Annotated in this window: 15 protein-coding genes; 10 read left to right on the plus strand and 5 right to left on the minus strand. The window is 71.4% G+C overall.

Annotation, left to right across the window (positions count from 1 at the left end; all coding sequences use genetic code 11):
* The first annotated feature begins 59 nt into the window (after nt 1-59).
* Genes VH914_14540 through VH914_14565 form a run of 6 tightly spaced genes read left to right on the plus strand, consistent with a single transcriptional unit; the run spans nt 60 to nt 9,118 of the window.
* Nucleotides 60-1,547 (plus strand): protein-glutamate O-methyltransferase CheR, encoded by a 1,488-nt coding sequence (locus VH914_14540; protein ID HEX4492425.1) that lies wholly within the window; start codon nt 60-62, stop codon nt 1,545-1,547.
* Complete coding sequence (locus VH914_14545; protein ID HEX4492426.1) at nt 1,544-2,080, plus strand: chemotaxis protein CheW; 537 nt, start codon at nt 1,544-1,546, stop codon at nt 2,078-2,080. The genes VH914_14540 and VH914_14545 overlap by 4 nt, the downstream gene beginning before the upstream one ends.
* Nucleotides 2,077-3,546 (plus strand): methyl-accepting chemotaxis protein, encoded by a 1,470-nt coding sequence (locus VH914_14550; GenBank protein ID HEX4492427.1) that lies wholly within the window; start codon nt 2,077-2,079, stop codon nt 3,544-3,546. Before VH914_14545 ends, VH914_14550 begins: the two co-directional genes overlap by 4 nt.
* Nucleotides 3,547-3,551: 5 nt before the next feature.
* A complete protein-coding gene (locus VH914_14555; GenBank protein HEX4492428.1) occupies nt 3,552-5,630 on the plus strand; it encodes a response regulator in 2,079 nt (692 codons plus the stop codon).
* Nucleotides 5,631-6,731, plus strand: a complete 1,101-nt coding sequence (cheB, locus tag VH914_14560; GenBank protein HEX4492429.1) for a chemotaxis-specific protein-glutamate methyltransferase CheB — start codon at nt 5,631-5,633, stop codon at nt 6,729-6,731. It begins immediately after the preceding gene.
* Nucleotides 6,728-9,118: a response regulator gene (locus VH914_14565; protein HEX4492430.1), complete on the plus strand. Its 2,391-nt coding sequence runs from the start codon at nt 6,728-6,730 to the stop codon at nt 9,116-9,118. Before cheB ends, VH914_14565 begins: the two co-directional genes overlap by 4 nt.
* A 27-nt stretch (nt 9,119-9,145) precedes the next feature.
* Here the strand turns inward: VH914_14565 and VH914_14570 are convergent, their stop codons facing one another.
* Nucleotides 9,146-10,693 carry a response regulator gene (locus VH914_14570; protein ID HEX4492431.1) on the minus strand — a complete coding sequence of 516 codons (1,548 nt, stop codon included), beginning with the start codon at nt 10,691-10,693 and terminating at the stop codon, nt 9,146-9,148.
* Between the two features lie 168 nt (nt 10,694-10,861).
* Between VH914_14570 and VH914_14575 the strand changes: the two genes are divergently transcribed.
* Entirely contained in the window at nt 10,862-12,001 is a 1,140-nt protein-coding gene (locus VH914_14575) for a winged helix-turn-helix domain-containing protein (protein HEX4492432.1), read from the plus strand.
* Nucleotides 12,002-12,026: 25 nt separating this feature from the next.
* Here VH914_14575 and VH914_14580 read toward each other — a convergent pair whose 3' ends face one another.
* The 4 genes from VH914_14580 to VH914_14595 form a co-directional block, all read right to left on the minus strand.
* The gene (locus VH914_14580; protein HEX4492433.1) at nt 12,027-12,758 is read right to left on the minus strand and encodes a GAF and ANTAR domain-containing protein; all 732 of its coding nucleotides are present in this window, start codon (nt 12,756-12,758) and stop codon (nt 12,027-12,029) included.
* A gap of 66 nt (nt 12,759-12,824) precedes the next feature.
* Nucleotides 12,825-13,406, minus strand: coding sequence for a hypothetical protein (locus tag VH914_14585; GenBank protein ID HEX4492434.1), 582 nt, complete (start codon nt 13,404-13,406; stop codon nt 12,825-12,827).
* A 1-nt stretch (nt 13,407) separates the two neighbouring features.
* Nucleotides 13,408-13,893 (minus strand): hypothetical protein, encoded by a 486-nt coding sequence (locus VH914_14590; GenBank protein ID HEX4492435.1) that lies wholly within the window; start codon nt 13,891-13,893, stop codon nt 13,408-13,410.
* A 13-nt stretch (nt 13,894-13,906) separates the two neighbouring features.
* Entirely contained in the window at nt 13,907-14,320 is a 414-nt protein-coding gene (locus VH914_14595) for an ester cyclase (GenBank protein ID HEX4492436.1), read from the minus strand.
* Nucleotides 14,321-14,376: 56 nt separating this feature from the next.
* Here VH914_14595 and VH914_14600 point away from each other — a divergent pair, with 56 nt between their 5' ends.
* The 3 genes from VH914_14600 to VH914_14610 are packed head-to-tail and all read left to right on the plus strand — an operon-like array spanning nt 14,377 to nt 17,320.
* Nucleotides 14,377-15,360, plus strand: a complete 984-nt coding sequence (locus VH914_14600; GenBank protein HEX4492437.1) for a zinc-binding alcohol dehydrogenase — start codon at nt 14,377-14,379, stop codon at nt 15,358-15,360.
* On the plus strand, nt 15,357-16,367 hold the full coding sequence (locus tag VH914_14605) for a Gfo/Idh/MocA family oxidoreductase (GenBank protein HEX4492438.1): 1,011 nt from the start codon (nt 15,357-15,359) through the stop codon (nt 16,365-16,367). The genes VH914_14600 and VH914_14605 overlap by 4 nt, the downstream gene beginning before the upstream one ends.
* On the plus strand, nt 16,364-17,320 hold the full coding sequence (locus VH914_14610; protein ID HEX4492439.1) for a hypothetical protein: 957 nt from the start codon (nt 16,364-16,366) through the stop codon (nt 17,318-17,320). Before VH914_14605 ends, VH914_14610 begins: the two co-directional genes overlap by 4 nt.
* The last annotated feature ends 98 nt before the right edge of the window (nt 17,321-17,418 follow it).

Below are 17,418 nucleotides of genomic sequence, written 5' to 3' on the forward strand. Positions count from 1 at the left end.
AGGCGTCAGGAGCGGCGAGCGAAGCGAGTGCGACCAAAAGGGGACGGGCGGGGGCCTGCATGATCGGAACAACCGAGGTCGAAGCATTCAGGGATGCGGTCGCGAGCCGCTTCGGACTCTGCTTCGACGACACCAAGGACGAGCTGCTCGCCGACCTCTTGCGTCGGCGCGCGGCCGCGACCGGTTGCACGCCCCTGTCGTACGTTTACGCCGTCGCCGCGAGCGAAGTGGGCGACGACGAGCTCGGTGTGCTCGCCGCCGCGCTGACCGTTGCCGAGACCTACTTCTTCCGCAACATCGAGCAGTTCCACGCGCTCGCCGAGACCGTCGTGCCCGAACGCGTCAAGGAGCGCGCGGCGACCCGCACGCTGCGCGTGCTCTCAGCCGGATGCGCGACGGGGGAGGAGCCGTACACGATCGCAATGGTGCTGCGCGACCTGATCGAGCCCGGTTGGGACGTCGGGATCCGCGCCGCCGACCTGAACCCGGCCGTCCTCGAACGCGCGCGCCGCGGGCGTTACTCGCGCTGGTCGCTGCGCGAGACGCCGGTCGAGATGCAGGCGCGCTGGTTCACCTCGACGTCGCGCGGCGTCGCGCTCGACGACGCGATCCGCGGCGCGGTCTCGTTCGAACGCCACAACCTCGCCGCGACCGACGCGCCACTCTGGGGCGACGCCGTCTACGACGTCGTGTTCTGTCGCAACGTGCTCATGTACTTCACGCCCGAGCGGGCGCGAGCGGTCGTCGCGCGCATCGCCCGTGCGCTCGCTCCCGGTGGCTACTGCTTCCTCGGCCACGCGGAGACGCTGCGCGGGCTGTCGCAGGACTTCGACCTGTGTCACACCCACGGCACCTTCTACTACCGGCGGCGGGCCGAGCCGGTGCGTGGACGCGAGGTCGCCCCACCGAAGTTCGTGACCCGTCCCGTGACCGGCGCGCCGGTCGCCACCGGAGAATGGGCCGACGCGATCCAACGCGCGTCCGAGCGCGTCGCGCGTCTGGCCGCGGCGCTTCCCGCGCGCGAACGCGCGCTCGACCGGCCCGCTTCCTGGGATCTCGCTGACGCGCATGCGCTGCTGCGCGAGGAGCGGTTCGTCGACGCGTTGCGCGTCGTCGACGGTCTGCCGACGGAGGCCGGCCACGATGCCGACGTGCTCTTGCTGCGCTCGGTCCTGCTCGTGCACGCGGGAATGGTCGAAGGCGCGGAAGCGACGTGCCGGACCCTCCTCGGTGTCGACGACCTCAGTGCGGGCGCGCACTACGTGCTCGCGCTGTGCCGCGAAAGCGCGGGCGACCTCGCGGGCGCGGTCGAGCACGATCGCATGGCGGTCCACCTCGATCCGGGTTTCGCGATGGCGCGCCTGCACCTCGGGCTCCTCGCCCGGCGCACGGGCGACGACGGCGCGGCGCGCCACGAGCTCGACGCCGCCGCGGTATTGCTCGAGCGCGAGGACGCGTCGCGACTGCTCCTGTTCGGTGGTGGCTTCGGTCGCGGTGCGCTGATCGCGCTGTGCCGCAACGATCTGGCTGCGGGTGTGACGTCGTGACCGCCGTCGTACCGACAGGGACACACGTCGATGCGTTGCGCACCGAGTTCGACTCGGTGTTCGCGCTCCCGCCGCTCGTCGAGCTCGAGCAGGGGGTCGATCTGCTCGCGATCGCGGTCGGCGACGACCCGTACGCGCTGCGGCTCTCCGAGCTCGCAGGCCTATACGTCGACAAGCCGGTCACGCCGTTGCCCGCCGCACCCGCGGGGGTGCGCGGGCTCGCCGGCTTCCGCGGCGCGGTCGTCGTGGTCTACGACGTCGCCGCACTGCTCGGCGCGCCGATGGCGGTCGCGTGCCGCTGGATCGTCGCGACCGCGGCAAACCCGGCCGTGGCCCTCGCGTTCGGCCGCTTCGACGGCCACGTGCAGGCGCGCCCGGATCAGATCGCGGTCGCCCGCGACGCGGGTGCCGACACGCCGTGGCGCGAGGTGTTGGACGCCGGCGAGACGATCCGTCCGATCGTCTCGATCTCAACCGTGCTCGATCGAATCGAACGGCCCGCGTGGCCGTCAAGAGAAGGAAGTCGACGATGACCCGCAACCTGACCTTCGGGCGCAAGATCGCGGCGGGGTTCGCCGCCGTGGTGGTGATCACGCTCGTGGTCGACGTCGTCGCGGTCGTGACGCTGAAGCACGTGGTGTCGAGCAAGGACCGCGTCATCAACGTGAACGCGAAGCGGGTCGATGCAGCCGACACGGTGCAGACCGCGCTCGCGAACAAGGCCGCGGATACGCGCGGCTACCTGCTCACGGCCGACTCGACGTACCTCGACAGCCTCGCGCAGGACCGCAAAGCCATCGACTCGACGCTGGCATCGCTGCGCCAGTCGGCGACGAGGACCGAAGCCACCCTCCTCGCGACGATCGTGTCGGACGAGCAGGCACACGACGCCGCGATCGATCGAATCGTCTCGGCGCGCAAGTCCGGCACGCCGCTGACGCAGGTCGTGCAACAGTGGTCGAGGGACGTCGACCCGGTGCGAACGAAGCTGCACAACGACATCGACACGTTCGCGTCGAACGAGCAGTCCTCCCTGGTCGCGGCGCGGCAGGCCTCGAGCAACACCGCGTCGCACGCGTCGACCCTCGTCGAACTGCTCGCGTTGATCGGCGCGCTGCTCGCGGCCGCGTGTGCCTTCCTGCTCACGCGCAGCCTGCGCCGCCAGATCGGCACCGCGGTCTCCGAGGTCAACAGCTCGTCGAGCGAGCTCCAGGCCACCGCGAACCAGCAGGCCTCGGGCGCCCGTGAGCAGGCGACCGCGATGAACGAGATCAGCACGACGATCAGTGAGCTGCTCGCGACGTCGCGTCAGATCGCCGAGAGCGCGCAGCGCGTCTCGCAGATCGCCGACCAGACGGCCGACGCGGGGCGCTCCGGTGTCGACACGATCGGGAAGGCGCAGGTGTCGATCGTCGACATCCGCAAGCAGGTCGACGTGATCGTCGACCACATGCTCGCCCTCGGCGAGAAGTCGCAACAGATCGGCGCGGTGCTCGACATCGTGACCGAGCTCGCGGAGCAGACGAACATCCTCGCCATCAACTCGACGATCGAAGCCGCGGGCGCGGGTGAAGCGGGCAAGCGGTTCTCCGTGGTTGCCGACGAGATCCGCAAGCTCGCGGACCGGGTCGCCGACTCGACGAAGGAGATCCGCTCGCTCATCGAGGTCGTGCGCGGCGCGGTGAACACGACCGTCATGGCGATCGAGATCGGGTCGAAGGCCGTCGACTCGGGCAACGAGCAGTTCGCCGACGTGTCCGAAGCGTTCGCCGAGATCGCCGATCTCGTCACGACGACGACCGAGGCCGCGCGCGAGATCGAGCTGTCGACGAAGCAGCAGGCGACCGCGGTCGAGCAGGTGAACCTCGCGATCTCGAACGTCGCGCAGAGTACGAAGGAATCGGAGGCGAGCTCGACGCAGACCCTCCAGACCGCGTCGCAGCTCAACGTGTTGTCGAAGGACCTCGCCCGCCTCGTCGAAACGCAGTCGGCGGCCTGACAACCATGCCCAACGATCCGTACCAGTTCTTCCGCGTCGAGGCGCGCGAGCTCGTCGAGCAACTCGTGCAGTGCGCGCTCGACCTCGAGAAGGGCGATCGCGCCGCGCTCGCGATGCTGCTTCGGCACGCGCACACGCTGAAGGGCGCGGCGCGGGTGGTGAAGCAGACCGCGATCGCCGACGCCGCGCACGCGGTGGAAGAGGTGTTGCAGCCGTTCCGGGAGGGCACGGACGCGGTTCCGGTGCGCGCGGTCGAATCCGTGCTCGGGTACGTCGACGCGATCCGAGCCGCGCTCGACGTGCTGCCCGGCCCCGACGGCGCCGCTCCGCCGGCCGCAGAGAACGACACGGAGGCGCCGCCGGCCGCCGCGGCCGGGGCCGCGCCCCGCAGCGTTCGCACCGACATCTCCGAGCTCGACGTCGTGATCGAGGGGCTCGGCGAGACGCACTCGCGACTCGGCGCGCTCGAGCGTGACCTCGGCGCGGTCGGACGGGTGAGCGACCTGGCCGACGACATCGTGGCGCAGCTCGCGACGGTGCTCGGACCCGACGCGGTCGAGGGCCTGTCGGCGCGGACCGCGGAACGCGCACGCCGGACCGCGGTTGACCTGAGACGCCTGATCGGAGACCTCGCGCGCAACGCCGACAGCGGCGTCGCGCGCGTCGACCGTGAGCTGCGCGAGATGCGCGACGCGGTCGAGCGCATCCGGCTCGTTCCCGCGCGCGTGCTGTTCACCGATCTCGAGCGCGCCGCGCGCGACGTCGCGCGCGCGCTCGGCAAGCGGGTCGAGTTCGTCGGGGAGGGCGGCGACGTCCGGCTCGACGCCCACATCCTCGAGACCGCGCAGCGTGCCCTCCACCAGTCGGTCCGCAACGCGGTCGCGCACGGCATCGAGACCGAGTCCGATCGGACGCGCGCCGGCAAGCCGGCTGCAGGAACCGTCACGGTCTCGATCGAGCTGCGTGACGCGCGGATCGTGTTCGCGTGTCGCGACGACGGGCGCGGCGTGGATCTCGAAGCCGTGCGCGCGAAGGCGCGAGCGAAGGGGCTCTCGGAGGCCGAAGCCGACCGGCTCGGACGCGACGACCTCGTACGCCTGCTGCTCGCCGGTGGGATCAGCACGTCGGCAGCGGTGACGGAGGTCTCCGGCCGCGGCATCGGGCTCGACGTCGTGAGCGAGGCCGCGACGCGGCTCGGCGGCGATGTCCGCGTCGATACGGAAGCGGGCCGGGGCACGACCATCGAGCTCGACGTTCCCCATGCCGTCGCGGCGTTCGAGGCCCTGGAGGTCGACGCCGGTCAGCGGCGCATGCTGCTGCCCCTCGACGCGGTCGCGAGCACCCGCCGGGTCGACCCGCGCGAGATCCACGTCGGTGCCGACGGCGACGTCGTGACGATCGACGGCGCGGTCGTGCCGTTCGTCCCGCTCGCCGCGGTGCTCGACGGATCGACGATCGACCTCACCGCGGGAGTGCCGTGCACGCTCGTGATGGTCGCGGCGGGGGAACGCGTCGTCGCGGTCGGTGTCGACCGTCTGCTCGGCACGTCCGGCGTCGTCGCCCGACCGCTGCCCGAGCTCGTACGCAACACGCCGCTGGTGTCGGGTACCGCGTTCGACGCCGAGGGCAACCCGCGCCTCGTGCTCGCGCCGGACGCATTGGTCGCCGAGGCGGTCAGCGGCACGCGCCGGGCGCGTGCGGCCGAGCCGCGCGCCATCGATCCGATCCTCGTCGTCGACGATTCGCTGACGACACGGATGTTGGAACAGAGCATCCTCGAGTCGGCCGGCTATCTCGTCGAGGTCGCAACGTCGGCCGAGGAGGGCCTCGACGTCGCCCGCCGGGTCCCGCACTCGTTGTTCCTCGTCGACGTCGAGATGCCGGGCATGGACGGCTTCACGTTCGTCGCGCAGACGCGCGCCGACGCCGCGCTGCGCGCCACGCCCGCGATCCTCGTCAGCTCGCGCAACGCGCCCGAAGACCTCGAGCGCGGGTTCGGTGCGGGCGCGAGCGCATACATCACGAAGGGCGAGTTCGACCAGGGAGTGCTGCTCGAGCGCGTCCGAGAGCTGACAGTCCGCTAGATGCAAGCCGGTAAGCAGATGATCCACGAGAACGAGAAGATCCTGCGCGTGCTCGTCGCCGAGGACTCGGCGACGGTGCGGGCCCACGTCCGGTCGGTGCTCGACGCCGACCCCGGATTGACGGTCGTCGGCGAGGCCGCCGACGGTCAGGGCGCGATCGCGCGCTGCCTCGAGCTGCGACCCGACGTCATCACGATGGACATGATGATGCCCGAGGTGAGTGGGCTCGCGGCGACCGAGTACCTGATGGCCCACCGTCCGACCCCGATCCTGATCGTGTCGTCGTCGATCGACCGCGGTGAGCTGTTCCACACCTACGACGCGTTGGCGGCGGGCGCGGTCGACGTGCTCGAGAAGCCCGACCGCGATACCGATCCGGTCGAGTGGTCGCGCCGACTCGTGTCCTCGGTGAAGCGTGTGGCGCGCATTCGCGTGATCACGCATCCGCGCGCGCGGCTCCTCGGTCACTCCATGCCGGTCGCGCCGCCACCGCCGGGCATCGCGCGATCGACGCGCCCGGCCGTGGTCACGATCGGCGCGTCGACCGGCGGACCGGGCGCGATCGTCGAGGTCCTGCGCGGCCTGCCCGCGTCGTTCGACCTGCCAACGCTGTTCGTGCTGCACATTGGCGCGCCGTTCGGCACCGCCTTCGTCGAGTGGTTGGACGGTCAGCTCGACCGCCCGGTCGTCGAAGCGCGCGCCGGGATGGAGGTGAGCGCCCTCGCGGGTTCGGTCGCCATGGCGCGGCCGGAGCGGCATCTCGGTGTTCGCGACGGGTGCCTCTACCTGTCCGACGCGCCGGAGCGACACTCGTGCCGGCCCTCGATCGACGTGTTGTTCGAGACGGTCGCGCAGGAGTACGGGCCGCGCGCGGTGGGCTGCCTGCTCACCGGCATGGGCCGCGACGGTGCCGCGGGCCTCCGGCTCATGCGCGACTCCGGCGGCATCACGATCGCGCAGGACGAGGCGACGTCGGTCGTCTACGGCATGCCGCGCGAGGCGGTGCGGCTCGACGCGGTCGAGCACGTGCTGCCGCTCGGCGCGATCGGCCCCGCGCTCGCGTCGCTCGTCGACGCGCGCAACCGGGAGCACGCCCGATGACACCCCGTGTGTTGATCCTCGACGACAGCCTCACGGTGCGCATGGACCTCGCGGCCGCGTTCGAAGCGGCCGGCTGCACGACCTCGATCTGCGCGACCGCGGGCGAGGCGCGCGCGCTCCTCGCCGAGCGGAGCGTCGATGTCATCGTGCTCGACGTGCTGCTGCCCGACGGCGACGGCGTCGAGCTGCTCGCCGAGCTGCGGCGCACGCCCGCGGGTCGCGACGCGGTCGTCCTGATGCTGTCGACCGAAGCCGAGGTCGGCGACCGCCTGCGCGCCTTGCGCACGGGCGCCGACGAGTACGTCGGCAAGCCGTACGACAGTCGCTACGTCGTCGCCAAGGCGCACGAGCTCCACCGCGCGCGCGTCGAAGCGCCCGCGGACGCGACGACGATCCTGATCATCGACGACAGCATCACGTTCCGCGAAGAGCTCCGGCGCGCGTGCGAAGAGGGCGGGTACCGCGTGCTCACCGCCGGCACCGGCGAGGACGGACTGCGCATCGCGGCCGTGCACCGCCCGGCCGCGATCGTCGTCGACGGACAACTGCCCGACACCGACGGCGCCACGGTCATCCGGCGCATCCGCCTCGACGGCGCGCTCCGCAGCGTGCCCTGCGTGCTGTTGACCGGCTCCGAGGACGGCAGCGCCGAGCTGCGCGCGCTCGACGCCGGCGCCGACACGTTCATGCGCAAGGAGGACGACGTCTCCGTCGTCCTCGCGCGGCTGGGCGCGCTGCTGCGCCACGCGCTCCCGCCCGTGCCCGGCGCCCGCGAGCGCAGCACGTTCGCGCCGCAACGCCTCCTCGCGGTCGACGACAGCGCCACGTACCTGCACGAGCTCGCCCGTCAGCTGCGCGGCGACGGCTACGACGTCGTGGTCGCACGCTCGGGTGAGGAGGCGCTCGAGCTGCTCGGTGCACAACCCGTCGACTGCATCCTGCTCGATCTCATGATGCCGGGCATCGGCGGCAGCGAGACGTGTCGCCGCGTCAAGGCGGTCCCGACGCTGCGCGACGTGCCGCTCATCATGCTCACCGCGATGGAGGACCCGGAGTCGTTGGTCGACGCGCTCGCCGCCGGCGCCGACGACTACATCCAGAAGTCGACCGAGTTCGAGGTCCTCACCGCGCGCGTGCGGGCCCAGCTGCGCCGCAAGCAGTTCGAGGACGAGCACCGCCACATCCGCGAGCAGCTCCTCGCGCGCGAGCTCGACGAGGCCGAGGCCGGTCGAGAGCACGCGCGCATGCAGGAACAGCTGATGATCTCCGACCGCATGGCGTCCGTGGGTGTGCTCGCGGCCGGTGTCGCGCACGAGATCAACAACCCGCTCGGCGCCGTGCTCGGCAACCTCGTGCTCGCGCAGCAGGCGATCGTCGGGCTCGAGGTCGACTCGTCGTCGTCGGCGCGGCTGCAGGAGATCGTCGAGGAGATGCGCGACGCGCTCGAAGCTGCGCAGCGCATCCGCGACGTCGCTGCCGACCTGAAGCTGTTCGCTCGATCCGACACCGACGAAGAGGCTGCCATCGACGTGCAGCAGGTCGTGGAGTCTTCGATCCGCATGGCCCGCAACGAGATCCGACACCGCGCGCGCGTGAGCACGTCGTTCAAACCCGTGCCGCTCGTGCGCGCGAACGCGTCCCGGCTCGGCCAGGTGTTCCTCAACTTGATCGTGAATGCGGCCCAGGCGATCCCCGAGGGTCGTGCCGACGCCAACGAGATCTCGGTCCGGACGAACATCGACGACAGCGGTCGGGTGCTCGTCGAGGTCGCCGACACCGGCGCGGGCATTCCGCCCGAGGTGCGCGACAAGCTCTTCACGCCCTTCTTCACGACCAAGCCCGCAGGAGTCGGGACGGGCCTCGGGCTCTCGATCTGCAATCGCATCATCCACTCGTTCGGCGGCACGATCAGCGTCGAGAGCGAGCTCGGCGTGGGCACCGTGTTCGGCGTCCACCTCGTCGCCGCGAGCGACGTCGACGCCGCGGCGGTGATCGGGAGCGTCGACGAGACACCGGGCGCGTCGCGGCGAGGGACTGTGCTCGTCATCGACGACGAACCGTCGGTCGGCGTGCTCGTCGAGCGAGTGCTGACGCGTGAGCACGACGTCCGCTGCACGATCGACGCGAACGAGGCGCTGAGCTGGATCGAATCCGGTCAGCGCTTCGACGTGATCCTGTGCGATCTCATGATGCCGCAGGTCACGGGGATGGAGTTCTACGAGCGCTTGCGGCAGTCGGTGCCGGAGCAGCGGGAAGCCGTCGTGTTCATCACGGGCGGCGCGTTCACCGCGGCCGCGCTCGAGTTCGTCGAGCAGCTGGACCGGCCGCTGCTCGAGAAGCCGTTCGACGTCGGCGCGCTGCGCGCGATCGTCAACGAGCGCGTCTGAAGCGCGTCGCCCCGAACATCACCGACGTCACCCGTCGAGGCGCCCGCAGAGACGCGCGACCGTCTCGAGGAACTGCTCGATGTCGAGCGGCTTCGTCATGTAGTCGGTCGCGCCGAGCTCGCGCAGCCGGTCGACCTGCGCCGGCGTCGCGTCGGCCGAGAGCATGAGCACGGGCGTCTCGCGCGCCTCGGGTGAGGACCGGAGCCGCTCGAGCACGACATCGCCGTTGATGTCGGGCAGGTGGAGGTCGAGCAGCACGAGGTCGGGACGGCGCTCGCGCGCCAGCCGCAGCCCCGCGCGACCGGTCGTCGCCGAGACGAGCGAGTACTCCGCGTGCCCGGCGAGGATCCGCTCGACGAGCCGCAGGTTCGACGCGTTGTCCTCGACATAGAGAACGGTGCAGGTGTCGGTCGCCGTCTCCGTCTGGTCGGGCTCGCTCGGTGGCGCGGCGGGTCTCTCCGCTCGCACGCTCGCGGATTCGCCGCTGTCGCCGTTGGTCGACGCGCCGTTGGTCGACGCACCGTTGCCGGACGCACCGTTGCCGGACGCGCCGTTGGTCGACGCGCGGGGCGCGCCGAGCATCTCGTTCACGAGCTCGAGCAGGGTCTCGCCGGCCTGCACGATCTGCGCGGCGTTGTCGCGCTGCTCGGGGCCGAGCTCGTCGCCGGCAAGGAGCTTGCCGAAGCCGATGACGGCGTTGAGCGGCGTGCGCATGTCGTGGCCGATACGGGAGAGGAGCTCGGCCTTCGTCTTTCCGACGGCTTCGGCGGCCGCGCGCGCTTCGCGCAGCTCGTTCTCGAGGTGGACGTGATCGGTGACGTCGGTCACGACGACGACGACGCCGTCGATGTCGCCGTTGGGCCCGTGCAGCACGCGGCGATGACCTTCGACGACGCGCAGGTCGTCGTCCGGTGTCCGCACCCGGTAGCGCGACTCCTCGTGCTCCATCTCGCCCGAGAGCAGCTGCCGGTAGACCTCGCGGATCCGCTCGCGGTCGTCGGGATGCACGACGGGGGAGTCGAACACCGTGCCGCCGACGAGCGTGTCGGGCTCCGCGCCCAGGACGCGACCCGCGGCGCTGCCGATCTCGCGGATCACGCCGTCCCGGTCGACGATGGAGATCACGTCGGAGCTCGTCTGCAGGATCGCCTCCGTCGTGCGGACGAGCTCGAGATGCTCGACCTCCAGGCGCTTGAACCTGCTGACGTCGCGCATCGTGCCGACGATCGCGGCGCGCTCGCGCCCGCCGTCGTCGCGGCGCCCGCGTACCGCGAGCCACGTTGTTGCCGCGTGCTCGCCGAACGCGACGACCGTCTCGAAGGGATCGCCGCGGTCGAGCGCCGCGTCGATGCCCTGCACGAGCGCGCTCGCATCGTCGCGGCGCGCGCGCCGGAGCAACGCGTCCAGCGTGACCCGCTTGGTCGCGACGTCGGCACCGACATCGACGCCGAGCGCAAGGATCTCGATGTCGCTGCCGCGGAGCTCGAACGTGCGGGCGTCCGGGTCGTAGACGAAGACGATCGCGTCTCCGACTGCGAGCGCACGCTCGATCGTTCCCACCTCCGATTGCGGCACGTTGGCAACCATAAGCCCGAGCGCTCGCCACAAGTGTGAGGTTGTCGCAACGTTGGGATTCGTGATCGCCGCGCACCCGCAGTTGCGCGAGTTAGCATCGTGTCGTACTTCGTACGCGCGTCGCCGCCCCGGACCCCGGCGGCACGCCCGACTCGGGCAGGCCGCACCTTGGGGGACGGTTCCGAAGCCGACGAACCGCTCGAGCGCCCGCCGAGCGGGGGCTCGACTCGCGTCGATCATCCCGAGGACGTCGACGACGTCGCGCTCGCCGACGTGCTCACGTGGTTGGTGGCCGAGCTCGGTGGTGAAGGCGTGATGGTCGCCGACGACGAAGGCTTCGTCGTGCTTGCCGACGATCGCGCCGAAGCGTGGTTCGGCTATCCGGCCGCGCGACTCGAGGGCATGCGCGTCGGCGATCTGCTGTCGGATCCTGCGAATCCGGCGGCCGATCCGTTGACGGTGACCGCGGATGCCGGCGGCAACCGTCGCGTCGACGCCCGTCGCGCCGACGCCACCGTGCGGCGGGTGCGGCTCGGCGCCAAGCCGGTGACCACGCGTCGGGGCCGGTTCCACGTCCTGACGATCATCGACTCCGCAGACACGGAGGTTCCGGTACCGCCGCCGGAGCCGATCGGTCGGGTGCTCGTCGTCGGTCCGCTCGACGTGCGCGCCGACTCGGTGGTCGGGACGCTCGATGCGGTGGGCGCGGAGACGCTGACCGCGGAGAACGCGCGCGGCGCGCTGGTGCTGCTCGAGTCGGAGCGTCCCGACGTCGTGGTGCTCGACGACGACCTGAGCTCCGTCGAGCTGTTCGCCGAGCTGCGCGTCCTGCGCGCCGCGACCGGCGCACCGATCATCGTCGTGAGCCCGCACGCGGAGGAAGACGATCGCGTCGGCGCGCTGCAACTGGGTGCCGACGACTACGTGATCCAGCCGTTCTCCACCGCCGAGCTCGCCGAGCGCGTGCGCGTGGTGGCCCGCCGGTCGGCGGCGCGCACACGGGTGGAGATACTGACGTTCGGTGACCTGGAGATCGAGCTCGACGCGCGCCGCGCGTCCGTCGCCGACCGCGACGTGCAGCTCAGTCCGATCGAGTTCGACCTGCTCGTCTTTCTCGCGCGCACACCGCGCCACGTGTTCTCGCGCGCCGACCTGCTGCGCCACGTCTGGGGATCGCGCGCCGACTGGCAGACCGAGGCGACCGTGACCGAGCACGTGCGCCGGCTCCGTCGCAAGATCGAGCCGGATCCGAACGCGCCGCGTCGCATCATCACCGTGCACCGCGCCGGCTACCGCTTCGATCCCTGATCGCCGGATACCACCGTCCGGAGCCTCAGCGCGCCCGCGCGTGCGCGACGGCTTCGGGATCGAGCTCGCCCTCGACGACGCGGCGCGCAACATCGGTGAGGAGCTGATGGCGCCCGCGCGCGTAGCGCCGGAGACCCACGAAGGCTTCGTCGACGCTCACCCGCGCGCGATGGGCGACGACGCCCTTCGCCTGTTCGATCACCACCCGCGCGTCGAGCGCGGTCCGCAACTGCTCCGCGACCACACGCGCGTGGCGCGCCGCACGCGCCTCGTCGATCGCGAGCGCGGTGACGTCGGCGAGCCCCTGCACCACGGCGACGTCGTCGGGAGCGAGCGCCTCGGGACTCGTGGCGCCGAGCGCGAGCGCGCCGAGCGCGGCGCCGCTCCGGCGCAGCGGAACCGCGGCGAACGATCGCAGACCGATGCGCGCGGCTTCGGGCGCGAAGCGGGGCCAGCGCGCGAGCAGGGCGTCGTCGCGGTCGGTGGCGATGATGCAGCCGACGGCGCGGATCGCGTCGTGGCCCGGTCCCTCGGCGTGCTCGGTCTCGAGCTCCGCGAGACGCTGCCCGGGCTCGCTCGACCACGCCACGGCGCGCAGCGATCCGCCGGCCTCGCCGAGCACGACGGCCGTGTCGACCGCGAAGAGCCCGGCGACCCGCTGCGTCAGGTCGATCGCGATGTCCGACGGTGCGGTGGTGGCCGCCAGCGACTCGGCGAAGTCGAGGAATGCGTGCAGCAGCCGCGCTTCTCGGGCCATGCGCCAGCCAATCGTCGGGGATGCGCCGCCCGTGCTCGGCTGCGGCCTACCCAGCGCGACGCCGGTTCAACGCTCCGTTTCGCCGAGTGCGGTCAGCAGTCGCGCGGCATCATCGGGCGCGATCGCGGCCCGCGTGAGGCCCCGACGCACGAGCGCTCGATCACACGGTCCGCGTCGCAGCCGCTCGACGAGCGGTCCGATTCGATCGCGCCGACCCCGGACGATCTCCGTGATCAGCCGGAGCTCGGTGGCGACGACAGGAATCGCCGTCGTGCCGTGCACCACCACGTCGAAGTGCGTCCACGGGCCGCGGCCGAAGCACTCGTTCGTGTCGCCGTCGTCGTCGATCTCGACCGTGCTGAGCTCGACGACCGCGCCGACGACCCGGACCCGTGCGAAGTACTGGCACGACGGCGCGAGCCAGCGCGGCTCGTGCAGTACCTCGCCGTCGGCAGCGAGCGCGCCGAACCATTCGTCCACGCCCGCGCGTTCGCGGAAGACGACATCGACATCGTTCGCGGCGGTCGCGATACCGCGGAGCGCCGACGACGCGGTGCCGACGACGCGGAGCTCGACCGTGGCGCGACGGTCGTCGCCGGCCATCACGCGCGCGACGAGCGCCGCGTCGATGCCGGAGCTCGTGGTCACCTCACACGGCGAGCGTTCGGCGGAGCTTCGCCGCGAGCGCGCCGAACATCGGGTACACGTCGTCGCCCATCGCGGCGATCGACGGTTTCCAGAGCTCGTAGCGGTCGACGATCAGCCGGCCCGCGAGCACGTTGATGAGGTCGAAGTCGAACGCGCCGATGCTCTCGAGCGCGCCGAGCTGCTCGAAGAAGTCGAGCTCGCGGTAGAGCACGTAGGCCGACACGGAGTTCGTCTCGATGTAGCCGCGGAACGCGGCCGCGAGCGCGTCGCGGCTCTCGAACTGGGCGACGAGGCGACGCGTCTCGACGAGGCTGTCCTCGTCCCAACGGCGGATGAAGTCGGCTGCGAGCTGCGCATGACGCGCGTGTTGTGCCTCCCGCAACTGCCGACCGCTCACGAGCACGAGTCCGAGCGTCGAGACGAGACCGACCGAACCGACCGCGGTCGCGACCGCGGTAACGATCTCGGCCCAGTTCGGATCGCTCATCGCGAAAGGCGGATCAGCGAATGAGCCCGAGGCCGGCCTGGCAGTGCGGACCGCCCCAGTGCTCGACGACCTTGCCGTCGCGCATGCGCAGGATCGCGGTGCCGTTGATGACGACGGCATCGCCCGACGGCTCGACGTCGTAGAACGCGGCGCCCGTGTGCGTGCCGCGCACGGTCCAGTTCGACACGATCAGGTCGTCGGACTCGATGAGCAGGTCGACGGTGAACTTCATGTCCGGGAACGCGTTGCGGGCCTGCGTCCACCACTCGAGCTCCTGCCCGCGCACGTCGTTCCCGACCACATCGGGGGCGACCCGCTCGGTCACGTGACTCACGAAGTCCGGCGACCAGTACTCGAAGACGGCGTCGCGATCGCCGCGCTCCATGGCCGCGCTGTACGCACCGAGGATCCTGAGGTTCTCCGACATGCGTGCATCATGCCTGATCGGTTCGGGCGGAGCACGGGCGCGACTAGAAAAGCAGCATGAGGGCCGAGCGGTTGGTGTTCACGGCGCGCGGCCGCTGCGAGGTCGACGCGTTCGAGGTGCCCGACGCGCGACTCGGCGCCGGCGAGGTCGTCGTCCGCAGTGTGGTGTCGCTGCTCAGTCCCGGCACCGAGCTGGCCATCTTCACGCACAATCACCGCGGGTTCGACGTGCCCGATCACTGGGCGCGCTACCCGTGGTTCCCGGGCTACGCGACGGTCGGTGTCGTCGTCGACGCGGGGGAGCGCAGCCCGCTCCCCACCGGCACGCTCGTGTTCCATCGCATGCCGCACGCGAGCCTCTACCGGCTGCCCGCCGACTGGTTGATCCCGATCCCCGCGTCGCTCGCGCCGGACCGCGCGGTGTTCTTCATGCTCGTGCAGGTCGCGATGACCGCGATGCGACGCGCGCCGGTGCGCTTCGGCGAGCAGGTCGTGGTGCTCGGTCAGGGCATGGTCGGGAACCTCGCCGCGCAGCTTGCGCGCGAAGCGGGCGCGCGTTCCGTCGCGGGCGCCGACCTCGTCGCGTCGCGTCTTGCGATCGCACAACGCTGTGGCGTCGAACGGCAGTGGAACCTCGCCGACCGTCCGCTCGAGTCGTGGTTGGAGGAGTTGGGCTCGCCCGGCGCGAGCTATGTCGTCGAAGCCGTCGGCGCGGGCCCGAGTGTCGACGCCGCGTTGAAGGCCACCGCGTCGGGCGGTCGTTGTGTGTTGCTCGGTAGCACGCAGGTGACGCTCGAGTTCGACCCTTACTTCGACGTGCACAAGAAGGGGCTCGACGTCGTCGGCGCGCACGAGGACACCGTCGATGCCGAGACCCGCCGGCGCGATCGCCCGTTCATCCTCGATCTGCTCGGCCGAGAACGCGTGCGCGTCGATCCGCTGCTGACGCACCGCCTGCCGTTCGCCGACGCGCCGCGCGCGTACGAGGGCCTCCGCGACGACAAGGAGCATTGGCTGGGCGTGCTCCTGGAGCACGGGTGACCATCCCGGCGCAGATCCGCACGATCCACTGCGGCGCGCGCGGGCGCGGCGTGTGGGGTCCGTACGTGATGAACGCCGACGCCCGCTTCCGTCCGGTCGCGTTGACGAGCCGGTCGCCGGACGAGCTCGGCGGCGTGGCGAGCGCGGTCGGAGTCGAGCGCGAGCACTGCTTCGCGACCCTCGACGCCGCGCTCGACGCCGTCGACTGCGATGCCGTCGTGATCACGACGCCCACGGTGCGGCACGACGAGCACGTCCGTCGAGCGATCGCCGCGGGCAAGCACGTGCTCGTCGAGAAGGCGCTCGCGCCCACGCTCGCGCAGGCGCGCGCGCTGGTGGACCTCGCCGACGCGGCCGATGTCAAGCTCGCGGTCGCGCAGAACTACCGCTTCACCGCCGACGGATGGACCATGCAGCGCATCGTCGAGGCCGGGGAACACGGCACGTTCTCGCTCGCCACGATCACGATGCACCGTTACCGGCCGACGACGAAAGCGCGCGAGTACCCCGACGCGACGGTCTGGGACATGGCAAGCCATCACCTCGATCAGCTCGTTGCCTGCTTCGGGCCGGTCGCGTCGGCGTCGGCGCGCACCTGGCGCGCACCGTCGTCGATCTACCCGCATTCCGCGAACCTCGCGGCCACGCTCACGTTCGCGAGCGGGCTCACGTGCGCCTACACGTTGTGCGAGGACGCGCGCCGCAACGCGCTCGTCTACGAGCTGCACTCCGAGCGCGGCGCGCTCGAGCTGCGCGCCGGCGAATGGCAGTGGCACGCCGCGCAGCCGCCGACGGCCGATCTCCTCGGCCTCAACGACCCGCCGGTCGCGTTGTCGACGAGGGCGCCGTGGCCCGGCGGTGAGCAGGGCGTCGCCGATGCGTTCGCGCGCTGGCTGCTCGACGGCGTCGAGCCCGGCATCTCCGGGCGCCACAACCTCGTGACGCTCGCGGCGTGCGACCTCGTCGTGCGGTCCGCCGCGGCCGGCGGCGCGACGATCACGGCGTGATCGAAGAACCCGGGGAGGCCGAGCTCGTCGCCGCGCACTGTTGGGAGTCCGAGGACCGGGTACCGGGCCGTCCGGAGATGACGGCGTTGCGGCGCCGGCTGCGGCTCCGCCAGGCGCGGTGGCGCGCGGCGAACGGTCATCCGATCGGATCGCAGCCGATGGGTGGCGCGCGGCCGGGGCAGGAGTCGCGGCCGGTCGGCAGCCGTATCGACCTCGAGTACGCGCGCGAGACCGGTGCCACGTTCCTCACCGACGCGGCGCGCGCCGCGGCAACGGCGCGCGCGTCGACGGTCGAGGCGCATCAACGGCTCGACTCGGCGCGCATGTGGGCGGACCTCCTGTCGTCGGTCGCGCTGTCGTTCAACCTCTTCGGCGATCTCGCCACCGACCCGCAGCGCGCCGATCGAGCGCTGCACCGCTGGTGGCCCGACGTACCCGGCACCGTCTCCGACGTTCGCTTCGAGCACTCGCCGGGCCGGCTCGACGGCGCGTACCTCGGGAACCTGAGCACGCTCGAGGCCGCGTTCGTCCTCGATCATGGCGACGGGACGCGCGGCATCGTCGGCGTCGGTGTGCGGTACCACGAGCGCGCCAAGTCGGAGGTGCCGAAGCCGCGCAACCTCGAGCGCTATCGCCGGGTCGCCGGCCGTTCGGGTGCGTTCCGCCGCGGCTACGAGGACGCCGTCGTCGGCGACCTCACGGTGCTCTGGCTCGCGCATCTGCTCGTGCTCTCGATGATGCAGAACCCGAAGGACGACACGAACTGGGCTCGCTATGTCGTCGCGTATCCGGCCGGCAACCAAGACTTCGCGCGGCTCTGTGCGCGATATCGGGAGCAGCTCGTCGACGACTCGACGTTCGCGTCGATCACGATCGAGGAGTTGCTCGCCGCGCGGGCGCTCCGCCCGCCCACGATCGCGGCGCTGCGCGCTCGCTATCTCTCGGACTCCTGATCGCCGACGGACGCGAATCGAGGGGGGCGCACTTGGAGGCGGCGACACGCGCGCGGGGTAGCGTTCCGCCCGCCACGGGGGCTTGGAGGCGGGGGTCA

The organism is Acidimicrobiia bacterium (assembly GCA_036271555.1).
GTDB lineage: Bacteria > Actinomycetota > Acidimicrobiia > IMCC26256 > PALSA-610 > DATBAK01.